The 11,463-nt window shown below is 33.5% G+C and carries 13 protein-coding genes and 2 pseudogenes; 3 read left to right on the plus strand and 12 right to left on the minus strand.

Annotation, left to right across the window (positions count from 1 at the left end):
• Positions 1-73: 73 nt before the first annotated feature.
• Both ACPWTF_RS14780 and ACPWTF_RS14785 read right to left on the minus strand, forming a co-directional pair.
• Positions 74-292, minus strand: a complete 219-nt coding sequence (locus ACPWTF_RS14780; protein ID WP_427871821.1) for a hypothetical protein — start codon at positions 290-292, stop codon at positions 74-76.
• A 32-nt stretch (positions 293-324) separates the two neighbouring features.
• Positions 325-1,425: a diphosphomevalonate/mevalonate 3,5-bisphosphate decarboxylase family protein gene (locus ACPWTF_RS14785; RefSeq protein WP_427871823.1), complete on the minus strand. Its 1,101-nt coding sequence runs from the start codon at positions 1,423-1,425 to the stop codon at positions 325-327.
• A 109-nt stretch (positions 1,426-1,534) separates the two neighbouring features.
• On the opposite strand from ACPWTF_RS14785, the gene ACPWTF_RS14790 reads away from it, so the two are divergent.
• Together ACPWTF_RS14790 and ACPWTF_RS14795 are read left to right on the plus strand one after the other, a co-directional pair.
• A complete protein-coding gene (locus tag ACPWTF_RS14790) occupies positions 1,535-2,011 on the plus strand; it encodes a TspO/MBR family protein (protein WP_427871824.1) in 477 nt (158 codons plus the stop codon).
• A 53-nt stretch (positions 2,012-2,064) separates the two neighbouring features.
• Positions 2,065-3,045 (plus strand): tetratricopeptide repeat protein, encoded by a 981-nt coding sequence (locus ACPWTF_RS14795; RefSeq protein ID WP_427871825.1) that lies wholly within the window; start codon positions 2,065-2,067, stop codon positions 3,043-3,045.
• Here the strand turns inward: ACPWTF_RS14795 and ACPWTF_RS14800 are convergent.
• Positions 3,029-3,466: a hypothetical protein gene (locus ACPWTF_RS14800; RefSeq protein ID WP_427871827.1), complete on the minus strand. Its 438-nt coding sequence runs from the start codon at positions 3,464-3,466 to the stop codon at positions 3,029-3,031. The two genes, ACPWTF_RS14795 and ACPWTF_RS14800, sit on opposite strands and share 17 nt — an antisense overlap.
• A 57-nt stretch (positions 3,467-3,523) precedes the next feature.
• Between ACPWTF_RS14800 and ACPWTF_RS14805 the strand changes: the two genes are divergently transcribed.
• Positions 3,524-4,498: an integrase core domain-containing protein gene (locus ACPWTF_RS14805; RefSeq protein ID WP_427871829.1), complete on the plus strand. Its 975-nt coding sequence runs from the start codon at positions 3,524-3,526 to the stop codon at positions 4,496-4,498.
• Here the strand turns inward: ACPWTF_RS14805 and ACPWTF_RS14810 are convergent.
• From ACPWTF_RS14810 to ACPWTF_RS14850, 9 genes and pseudogenes are all read right to left on the minus strand, one after another.
• A complete protein-coding gene (locus tag ACPWTF_RS14810; RefSeq protein WP_427871831.1) occupies positions 4,444-4,797 on the minus strand; it encodes a hypothetical protein in 354 nt (117 codons plus the stop codon). The genes ACPWTF_RS14805 and ACPWTF_RS14810 overlap by 55 nt on opposite strands.
• A gap of 12 nt (positions 4,798-4,809) precedes the next feature.
• Positions 4,810-5,181, minus strand: a complete 372-nt coding sequence (locus ACPWTF_RS14815; protein WP_427871833.1) for a hypothetical protein — start codon at positions 5,179-5,181, stop codon at positions 4,810-4,812.
• Positions 5,182-5,213: 32 nt separating this feature from the next.
• On the minus strand, positions 5,214-5,567 hold the full coding sequence (locus tag ACPWTF_RS14820) for a hypothetical protein (protein ID WP_427871834.1): 354 nt from the start codon (positions 5,565-5,567) through the stop codon (positions 5,214-5,216).
• A gap of 82 nt (positions 5,568-5,649) precedes the next feature.
• Positions 5,650-6,315 (minus strand): MBL fold metallo-hydrolase, encoded by a 666-nt coding sequence (locus ACPWTF_RS14825; protein ID WP_427871836.1) that lies wholly within the window; start codon positions 6,313-6,315, stop codon positions 5,650-5,652.
• A gap of 61 nt (positions 6,316-6,376) precedes the next feature.
• Positions 6,377-6,949 (minus strand): Crp/Fnr family transcriptional regulator, encoded by a 573-nt coding sequence (locus ACPWTF_RS14830; protein ID WP_250834335.1) that lies wholly within the window; start codon positions 6,947-6,949, stop codon positions 6,377-6,379.
• Positions 6,950-6,952: 3 nt separating this feature from the next.
• Positions 6,953-7,600 (minus strand): HAD family hydrolase, encoded by a 648-nt coding sequence (locus ACPWTF_RS14835; protein WP_427871838.1) that lies wholly within the window; start codon positions 7,598-7,600, stop codon positions 6,953-6,955.
• Between the two features lie 6 nt (positions 7,601-7,606).
• Positions 7,607-8,818 (minus strand): annotated as a pseudogene (locus tag ACPWTF_RS14840) (NAD(P)/FAD-dependent oxidoreductase).
• A gap of 86 nt (positions 8,819-8,904) precedes the next feature.
• Positions 8,905-9,582: a glycerophosphodiester phosphodiesterase gene (locus ACPWTF_RS14845; protein WP_427871839.1), complete on the minus strand. Its 678-nt coding sequence runs from the start codon at positions 9,580-9,582 to the stop codon at positions 8,905-8,907.
• Positions 9,583-9,768: 186 nt separating this feature from the next.
• Positions 9,769-11,435: pseudogene (locus ACPWTF_RS14850) on the minus strand (alpha-amylase family glycosyl hydrolase).
• Positions 11,436-11,463: the final 28 nt, after the last annotated feature.

Consider the following 11,463-nt stretch of genomic DNA (forward strand, 5'->3'; position numbering starts at 1 on the left):
CTTGCTTCAATGAACTTTAAAACTGAATCTAAATTTTTCTCCGCTGTTTTTGAAAAACTTACTTTAAGATCCACTATCTGTATTTTTTCATCACATCCTCATAGCTCGTAAATTCTCCTCTTTCAAATTCTAATTCACTTTGAGCTATATCCTCTTTTTGTTGATCGGTCAAATCGTTCCACCAATCTTTTTTGTTTTTTCTAAGCAATTTTGCAACTGCCATAATGATTGAAGGATCATCAGTTTTTTTCAACATCTCCATCGCTTCGCGTTTTTCTAATTGAATATCCATAACCAAGAAAATTTAATTAAAGATACGGAAAATTATAATGCAATTGCACCGCTCCCAATTTTGTCGCAAATGTATTGACTATTCTGACAAAATACAACTAATTCGTCCTGAATAAATTGAAGTACTTTTTCGCTAACGTTTTCGGGATAAAGTACATGCACATTTGCTCCAGCATCTAGCGTAAAACATACTGGAATCTGGGTTTCATTTCTAAATTTCCAGATCGCATTTATGATTTGCAGTGTGTTTGGTTTCATCAAAATAAAGTACGGCATAGAGGTCATCATCATAGCGTGTAGTGTCAATGCTTCACTTTCTACAACTTTTATAAACTCGTTTAAATCTCCGTTTTCAAAAATGGAAATTAATTTATCCAGATTTTCATGTGCCTGAGCAAAACGTCTTTCAGCATACGGATGGTTGTGCATTAAATCGTGCCCAACTGTGCTCGAAACTTGTTTCTCGCCTTTGTCAACCAATAAAATAGTATCTTGATAATTCTTGAAATTCTCGTGAATCGTATATGGAAATTCTACACCAAACAAATCGGTGCTTCCTTCAATATTTTCCTGATTTCCCCAAACGACAACATTCCCTTTCACACTTCTGCAAGCGCTTCCAGAACCTAATCGCGCTAGAAATGAAGCTTTTTGATAGAAATACTCATCGGTCATTTCTGGATTCAATTTTCTCTCCAAACTCATAAAATTCATTGCCAAAGCCGCCATTCCAGAAGCCGAAGAAGCAATTCCTGAACTATGAGGGAAAGTATTTTGAGTGTCAATTGTAAAATGATATTCTTTCAAAAACGGCAGATAAACTTCAACTCTTTCTAAAAACTTCTGAATTTTTGGTTTGAAATCTTCTTTTGGTTTTCCTTCAAAAAGTAAATCAAAAGAAAAACCATTTGTCACGTTGAGTAAACTCGAAGCGTCTCTTTTTTCAAAACCTAATTTTGTAATTGTTTTACAGTTATTTAGAGTAAAACTAACAGAAGGATTTGCTGGAATCTGGTTGTCTTTTTTCCCCCAGTATTTCACTAAGGCAATGTTGCTTGGAGCGCTCCATTCAAAGTTTCCGTTTTCGATTGCTGAAGTATATGAATTTGGTATAAAATCGGCTGCTGTTAACATGAATTATAAAATTTTGGCAAAGATAGTTTTTTCGCCTTAAAGGGATAATTTTTTATCTATATGGTTTAAACTTTTCTTTTGACTATTTTTGAATTCAAAATTTGATATCATGAATAAATTTGTAAAAATCGCTATAGCTTTAGTAATTTGTTTAACAGTTGGATATTCTGCTAGTTTAGTAACAAGACCAAGTATTGAGACTTGGTATGTAACGTTGGAAAAACCAGTTTTTAATCCGCCGAATTGGATTTTTATGCCCGTTTGGACAGTTCTTTACATATTTATGGCAATTGCAGCAGCGCTAGTTTGGGACCGAATAAAAGAACATACTGAGGAAGTTAAAAAAGCACTGCTTTTCTTCATCATTCAATTGATTTTAAATGCTATTTGGTCTTATTTATTCTTCGGATTAAAAAACCCGATGTTGGCTTTAGTCGAAATCGCGCTTTTATGGCTGATGATTTATGAAACATATTTGAAATTCGTCAAAATCAATAAAACTTCAGCTTATTTATTGATTCCATATTTAGCTTGGGTTGGATTTGCTACAGTTTTGAATGCTAGTATTTGGTGGCTGAATAAGTAGTTTTTTGTTTCAAGTTTTTTTTTGTTTCAGGTTTAATCAAGACGTATTACTTTATGAATAGATTTAAGGTTTTTGTTATTGCTTTAGTTTTAATTTCCTTTAAAGGGTTCGCTTGTTTGAATGGTGAAACGAAAATTCTAAAAAATGGAGCTTATGCTTATGAAGATTATGATGGAATTAATCCTCAAGGGCATAATTTTTTCGAAGGAGATTTTCCAAGATTGATAATTGAACTTGACAGCTTATATAAGAGAACCAAAGATCTAGATTATCTATCAGATAAAGGATATCTTTTAATTGTTTTGAGGAAATATGATGAAGCTTTAAAATTATATCTGAACATTGAAAAAATTAAACCCAATAGATATTCGACAGCATCAAATTTAGGGACGCTTTATGAATTAATGGGCGAAAACCAAAAAGCCTATAATTGGATTAAAAAGTCTATTGCTATAAATCCCAAATCCCATAAAGGATCAGAATGGCTTCACTTGAAAATATTAGAAGCAAAAATCAAGAACCTAAAAGATGTTTCTGGTCAGTTTCTAATTAATACAAATTTTGGAACGTCACATGAGCCTAAGACAAAATTGTCTCAAAAAGAGATTGATGAATTGGCACAATCAATTTATTTTCAGGTAAATGAAAGAATGTCATTTATAGAACCAAAAGATAAAATCATTTCAATTCTACTCTTTGAACTTGGAAATCTTGCAGAATTATTAGGAAAAAATAGCAGTGCGCTTGAGACTTACAGGACTGCCAGAAAATATGGTTATGAGGGAGATTTAATTGTAGAAAGAATGATTAATAGTTCCCAGAACGAAATTAACTATTATAGTGAAAGAGCTCAAAGTTATGGTTCTCAACTTCGGGCTTTAAGAGAAAGCAAAGGGAACATATATTCAGGTTATATATCTCAAATTGAAATAATTATTGTTATCCTTTCGGGGATAATACTAATTTTATTAATTGCTTTTGTTGCATTTTTTATAAAATGGAAGAAGCTGAAAAAGTCTACTTCAGCTTCTTAAATTCCTCATTTTTAGCATATAGAAAGTCTATCAATTCCAAATCATTTGATTTTTCTAAAAGTGTTTTAGATTTCGAATCGGCATTACAAAAGTTTAAGAAAATTTCTTTTTCTTCGGGTTTTATTTTCAAATTCTTGATAAAAAAATCCGGAGAACAAGTAGCGATGACGAGTTTTTTAAAACGGTCATCACGTGGCTCAATTTTTTTCTTCGGTTTATCAAAAATGGGGTAACTAAAATCTAGCCCATTTTTGATCCTCCCGTCATAAACATTCAATTTTGAAGCCACTTCGTCAAATTGTTTACGATTTTTAATCTCCTTTATTTTTTCCTTATTATTGACGATTTTTTTAATTTCAGCTTTATTAAAAATGGATCGAGAAACCGTAACATTCTCCAGTTCTTCAGCTTTTGGAGTCATTTCTGTAAAGGTTAGATAATTCGGTAACAAAATTTAACTTTAATAAATTTTGTTGCGATGAGAAATAACAGTCAGGATTCGACATTAGAGAGAAACTATTTAGAGAAATATCGTTTTTTAATAAGAGAATACGAGCAGGTAAAAAACAAGACTCATCCAGTGCATAAAAAAGCAATGGATTTTTACACAGCAAATGATACCTGCCGAAAAAGTTTTTTAAAGTATTATAACCGCTATAAGCAAAGTGGTAAGGCTGTAGATTTATTGCCTCAAAAGCGAGGTCCAAAATATAAAACCAGGCGCCCTTTGCCTTTTATAGAGCAAAAAGTAGTTGAATTAAGAGAAAAAGGAAACAACAAATATGAAATTGTTAGTATCTTAAATCCCAAATTAGGAAAACATACACCATCATATTCTGGAGTTTATAATATTTTAAAACGGCATAAAATAAATAGATTAACTCCGAAGATTAAAAAGAATCATCAGAAAATAATCAAAGAAAGAATGGGACAGCTGGGTCATATTGATTGCCATTACTTAAGTAAAAGCATAATTCGCGGAGAAAACAAAAAACTGTATTTAGTCTGTGTAATTGATGATTACAGCCGGATTGCCTGGGCAGAATTGGTTCCCGATATAACCAGTTTAACCGTAATGTTTGCTTCATTAAAATGCTTAAATATTCTAAGCAGCCATTATGAAATAAAATTTGAAGAGTTATTATCTGACAATGGAGCTGAATTTGGAATTAAAACAAGCAAGGTAAAAAATCAGCATCCTTTTGAAAGAATGCTTATGGAACTTGGGATTGTACACAGATACACCAGACCTTACCGTCCGCAGACAAATGGTAAAGTAGAGCGATTTTGGAGAACTCTGGAAGAGGATTTATTACGAGATACTGACTTTGATTCTCAAGAAGAACTAAAAGAGGAACTGTTGCAATATTTATATTATTACAATCATGAAAGACCACATCAGGGAATTGATGGAAAAAAGCCAATTGAAATGATAAATCCGTTACCGAAATAAGTAACTTTTACAATTTCGACAATGAGATAGCTTTTTTCTAGATCTTTCGCGGTTAGTTTCAATCTTGTAAATAAGTAATTATTGGAAAAAAACAATATACTGTCTTGCTCTTTCACTAAAATTGAAAATTCTCCAAATTCATTTGTTCTCGCGCTGGTTTTGGCTGTTTTATTAATGACTTCTACATTTTGAAGCGCATTCTCCTGAGAAATAACCTTTCCACGAAGTAGTTTTTCTGTCTGCGAAATGCTAAGCTGATAAGTAAGAAAAGAAATTGTAGTGAGTAATTTTACTTTCATTTACGGATTTTTTTAGTTTTTAATTCCAGTATTCAATTTTTTAAACTCTTCATTTTTAGCATATAAAAAATCCATCGTATAAAGTAAATTTTTCTGTTTTAGAATAATTTCAGATTGCGGATTGGCTGTGCAAAATTCTAGGAAAAGAGCTTTTTCATAAGGATTTAATTTTAGATCTTTTGTAAAAAAATCTAAAGGACAAGTTGCTTCGGCGAATGTTTTGAAATCCAATTCAGGAGTTTTCTTTTTAGGTTTTTTGTTGCCTCTATCTTCTTTTTTAAACAAACTTACAAGACCTGCTCCCATAGCGGCGAAATTCATTCCGTTTGCAATAGTACCGTCATAAACGCCAGTATATTTTCGTAAATCGCTCGAGGCTCTCATTAATGCAATCGAATCTGAAACTTCTTGAGTAGCTAACCAACATGAGGAAATTTTATAGTTGTAATTAAGACTTCATCGAGTTCTTCTGGTTTCAAAATCATATTGACAACCAGGTTATTTTGATCTATGTTTTTCTGAGAAATTTTAAATCTTTTAAAGAAATAGTCTTTGGAGTAAAAAAGAAGGCTGTCTTGTGGACGGACTAAAATTGAAAACTCGCCTAGCTCATTTGTTCTGGTACTAATTCGAGCGGTTTTGTTAATTACCTCTACTTTATTAAGCGGAATGTTTTGCGAAAAAACTTTTCCGTTTAATACTTTTTCCGTTTGAGAAACGCTGAGCTGATAAGTGAAAATAGAAATTGTAGTAAGTAATTTTACTCTCATATAGGATTAATTAGTTGAGAGTAAAATTATTAGAATTGTCTTAATGAAAACTTACGGAATATGTAAATTCTTGTTAATAAAATTATAGCATATTTTGAACAAATTTTCCCAGTTCTCCATTATTAAATAAAACTGGTCCGTGACCAAAACACAATATTTTAGGTTGCAATGATGCCAATTTGAGAATTGATTTTCTATTGGTTTCTTTATTAGCAGTAAATAAATGGGGAGGTTCATGCAAACCGACTTTTGTAGTGAGAAGATTCATATTGGTCATCACATCGCCTACAATTAAAACGCCATCCTTTTCTCTGAAAAAAGAGATATGTCCACTTGAATGTCCCGGTGTTTCAATAACCGTGAATCCGCCGATCTGATCTCCTTCTTTTAAAGTTTCAGAAACGGGATGTCCTTTTCCTGCCCAAAAGTTTTTCTGAAATTTAGAAATGATATGATTCGGATTTGGGTATTCTGTAATTACATTTCCATTTTCAGCAAATGCCTTTTCAGGTTCACTGCATAAAAAGGGAATATTAAAGGTTTCGCAGATTATTTTACTGCTTCCCTGATGATCGGCGTGAGCGTGCGTCAAGGCGTGTTTGGTAATAGATTTACCCTTAATTGCTTTTACTATTTTATGGGTAGAAGTTCGAATTCCTGCATCGATTAAAACATCTTCAATTATGTAACAATTAATGGCGTTGCGTGGAAATAACGGAATCTGGTAAACGTCTTTGGCGATATTCATCTTTTTCAAATTTTATTTTGGCAAAGATTTGAATTCAGATTCTTAATCCACTTGATAAATGTTAAGAAATATCCTGACGAATTCTGCTCAAAGATTCTGGAGTTATTCCGAGAAAAGAAGCGATATAAATTAAAGGCGTTCGCTGAATTATTTTGGCTGGAGCCGAAGATAAAAAAGTCTGGTACTTTTCTTTTGCCGGAATCATTTGCAGTTTTAAAACACGATCCGCCATACAAAGGTAATTTTGCTCGGCTAAAATTCTTCCAACACGTTCCCAATTCGGAATTTCGTTATACAGAAACTGCATTTTTTCGAAAGTAATCGAAAGAACTTCGCAATCTTCAATACACTGAATATTTTCAAAAGAAACGGATTGATTTATAAAACTGGAGTATGAAGCGATAAAACCTTCATCACAGCTTAAATAAGTCGTAATTTCTTTTCCATCTTTTAAATAATAAACCCGCGCCAGACCTTCGACAACAAAAAAGATTTTATTGCTGATTTTTCCCATTGAAGAAAGAGAGTCTTTGGCTGTAAACTTTTCATATTCAAAACAAGAATCTATCTTTTCGATTTCTTTTTCAGAAAACGAAGCGATTGATAGTATTTGTTTTTGTAATTCAGCATTCACGATTTATAATATTTCGATTAATTCTGAAGCATTATTAATAACCGCTTTTGCGCCACTAGATTTCAATTCATCTGCTGTTCTGTAGCCCCAAGTTACTCCCACAGGAAACATATTAGCATTTATGGCCGTTTTCATGTCAATATCAGAATCTCCGACAAAAAGGATTTCTTCGGGTTTTAGATTCCATTTTTTACTGATTTCAATCGCTTCAAACGGATTCGGTTTCTTAAGCGATTCTGTACTCAAGCCTATAGCTGTGTCGAATTGTTTTGGAAATAATTCATAAGCTATTTTCTTCGTCAATTCATCGGCTTTGTTAGAGAAAACAGCCATTTTGATGTTTTGCGAAGTGAGATTTTCTAGCAATTCTACAATACCTTCATAAGGTTTTGTTTTCAGCGTACAGATTTTAGTGTATTCATCGACCATACATTCAAAACAACTTTCGATTTCATCATCAGAATTGTTTGTAGCAGGTAAAGCTTTACTTACTAGATTTCGTAAACCGCTCCCAATAAAATATTGATAAGTGTCGTAAGTATGTGTAGGATAATTTAAAGCGGTAAGCACTTTGTTCATCGCATCTGATATGTCTTCTAAAGAATTGACTAATGTGCCGTCTAAATCGAAAATAATTCCTTTAAATTTCATTTTGTATTAAATATTTTGAGCCAGAATAAACCCGCTTGTCCAAGCATTCTGAAAATTAAACCCTCCCGTTATGGCGTCTATATTTACAATTTCACCAGAAAAATAAAGGTTTTCGTGAATTTTACTTTCCATGGTTTTGAAATTTATTTCTTTTAAATCGATTCCGCCCGCTGTTACAAATTCTTCTTTAAAAGTACTTTTTCCGTTTACTTTAAATTCGGCTTTTGTTAATTGTGAAGTTAAATTCTGCAATTGAATTTTAGATAAATCGGCCCATTTGGTTTCAACTTCAATTCCCGAAGCCAAAACTAAACTTTCCCATAAACGATTCGGAAAGTCAAATGGAGATTTTTTTGAAACGGCTTTTTTCGCGTGTTCCTGTTTTAAGTCTTTTAGGATTTTTTCGGCATCTTCAAAATCAACATCATTTAACCAATTTACAAAAATGGTAAACTGATAGTTCTTGTCATGTAAAATGCGTGCGCCCCAAGCCGAAAGTTTCAGGATTGCAGGACCAGCTCATTCCCCAATGGGTGATTAACAAAGCTGCCCTGTAGATTCTAATTTGGTATCTTTTACATTTACGGTAACTTGTGCCGCAACGCCTGGCAGTTCTTTAATTCTCGAATCTTTGATATTGAAAGTAAATAGGGAAGGAACGGGGCTCACAATTGCGTGTCCATGTTCCTGAAGCATTTCCCAAATTTTTGGGTTGCTTCCCGTTGCCATTACTAATTTTTCGGCAGCATAATTGTCGCTTTGTGTATCTATTTTCCAATGATTTTCTTTTTTGAAAATCGATTGTACGCTTTGTCCTGTCAAAACTTTTATGCCTAATTTTTCGGTTGCTTTTAAGAAGCAATCGATAATAGTTTGTGAAGAATTGGAAACAGGAAACATTCTTCCATCTTCTTCGATTTTTAATTCTACACCGTGTTTTTCAAACCATTCGATTGTATCTCCCGAACAAAATTGATGAAAAGGCCCACGAAGTTCTTTTTCGCCTCGGGGATAAAATTTTACTAATTCGTTGGGTTCAAAACAGGCATGCGTAACGTTGCAGCGTCCGCCACCAGAAACGCGAACTTTAGAAAGCACTTCTTTTCCTCTTTCTAAAATAGCAATTTTCAGTTTCGGATTTTTCTCTGCAATATTAATCGCGGTAAAAAAACCTGCAGCGCCTCCGCCAACGATGATTATGTCGAAATTTTTGATCATGCTTTTTTTGTTAGCCACGAATTCACGAATTATTTTTTGATAATCTTTGACAATAAAAATTCGTGAATTCGTGGCTATTTTAAACTTTATATTTTATCTGGATTATCAGAGATAATTCCGTTTACTTTATAACTTTTTACTTTTTGAATGTCTTCTTCTGTGTTTACCGTCCAGGGTAAAACCAAAAATCCTTTTTCCTGCATTTGTTGCACATTTTCTTTATTCAATAAATTAAAATCAGGATTTATGGCTTTTGCTTTTATTTTTTCGGTGAAAGCCAAAGCGGTATCAAGATTTTCTTCTGTTAAAACACCAATTGGGATATTTGAATTTAAAGTTGAAGTTTCCTCCAGCATATTCCAATCAAAACTTGAAATGATGAATTGATTGTAATTCCAGTTTTTCTTTGAGATATATTCTTCAATTAATGGAACAACTTTCGGTGCAGTTCCTAAACCTTTTAATTCGATATTGATGAAACATTTTTTGTCAACCAAATCAAAAACTTCATTTAAAGTTGGAATTTGGTATTTCCCATCAATTAAAAATGATTTCAATTCTGCTAAAGTAAAATCATTTACAAGACCTTTTCCATTGGCGGTTCTGTCTATGGTTTCGTCGTGAATTACGATAATATGTCCGTCAGAGCTTAAATGTACATCAAGTTCAATTCCGTCTGAGTTTAAGTCTAAGGCTTTTTGAAAAGCTTGTAAAGTATTTTCAGGTTCGTAGGCTTTGGCGCCTCGATGTGCAATTTTGAGCATCTGTTGTGTGTTTAACCGCAAAGTTCGCAAAGTTTTACGCAAAGGTCGCAAGGATTATAAAAAAAGTTAGCCACAGATTACACAGATTACCTCAGATTTTTAAAAATCCTTTTAATCCTAATAATCTGTGGCTAAAAAACTTTGCGAACCTTGCGATTTTCCCTTGCGACCTTTGCGGTTAAACTTTTAAAGCTCTTCTAATAAAACAATATCAAAATCATTGTCTATAATCACTTTCCCATCAATTACTTCGACTTCTTGATTTGAATAAGCATCTTTTAGTTTTGTTCCGTTTGGGAAGACATCGCCAACTGGAAGTTCTTTTCTGCCTTTTGGTAAATCTACTCCCATAACTACTTTATCTGTAAACGAGCCTTTTGTAAATGTTCTGGAAAAAGTATAAGGATACGGATTAATCAGTTGGTGAACACCAGCTCCAACCGCAGGATGATTTCGTCTAAACTGACCTAATTTCTGCCAATGCAAAAGCGTTTTCTGTATTTCTGGATTATTCTGAATATCCTCCCAATTCATATTAGAACGTAGAGTTGCATCACCCTGAGTGCCTTCAATAACTAGAGATCTAGCCGATTCGTCTCCATAATAAACCTGAGACATTCCTGGAGAAAGTAATAGCTTATTGGCTGTTTCGATACTTTTTGTTCGGTTGGCATCAAAAGGCTGTCCGTCGTCATGAGAAGACATATAATTAAGGACAGAATATCCTTTTAAATCATTGTTCAGTGCATTCGAATATTTAGAAAATAAACCTTCGTAATCGTTTTGAGCAGCATTCCATTTGAACTCAAAATTGATCATGCTGTTGAAACCATTTTGAAAATAATTTACTTTTCGGTCTCCAAAATCATAATCCTGCCCACCGCTGATTCCGTAACCGTAAACTTCGGCAATAGTATAAAACGGATTCTGATCTAAAACCTGCATCGGATGGTGTTTTTTCCAAGTCTCAAATGCATAATCGCATTCTTTTTTGAAATCGGCCAAACTCCTTCTTCGGTGTGTTTTACTGTATCGGCGCGGTAGCCGTCAATTCCAAATTCAAGAATATAATCGGTTAGCCATTTTATGATGTAATATTTTGGAGTTCTCGGGTAACCAGTTCTTTTAAAGAATTCATCCAACGAAGCAATTTCTTTTTCGTAACGGCCTTCTTTTTTCCATTTTTCTATTAAAAAAGGAGGGAGTTCGACTTCTTGTACACTTTCAGTTCTAACATCTGGCAGATTTTCAACTAAAGTACACATTGTAGTATTTTCAAAAGATTTATAATCGCAGACAACGCCAGTTCTAACCCAATCTGAAGGCCAAACGGGATCTTCGGGAGTTACAGGGCCAGTATGATTGATTACGCCATCCAGAATTATTCTGATGCCTTTTTCGTGTGTTTTTTTTACCAGATTGGCTAAATCTTCTTTTGTTCCAAAGTTTGGATCGAGAGCCGTCCAATCTTTTGCCCAATAGCCATGAAAGCCATAACTCAATCCAGTTCCTTCATCAACGCCATCGTGAATTTGCTCGACTATCGGCGTAAGCCAAATGGCATTTATTCCTAGTTTTTCAAAATATCCTGATTCTATTTTTTTGGTAATTCCTATGATATCTCCGCCTTCAAATCCGCGAAGTTTTCCGGGGGTTTTAGTTCGATTGAAATTGACGTCGTTGGAAGTATCTCCATTATAAAAACGATCTGTAAGTAAAAAATAAACATTTGCCCCCTCCCAAACGAAAGGTGTTTTCGAAGTATTGTCTTTATTCATTGAAACTGATTTTGAGCCAGAACAACTCATTGTTAAGTATACTAAAGATAAAAAAAGAAGAGTGTATTTTTTCATTATTTTAGAATATTTTAGGATGGATTGT

Origin of the sequence: Flavobacterium sp. MMS24-S5 (assembly GCF_050320125.1) — a bacterium.
Classification (GTDB): domain Bacteria; phylum Bacteroidota; class Bacteroidia; order Flavobacteriales; family Flavobacteriaceae; genus Flavobacterium; species Flavobacterium tyrosinilyticum.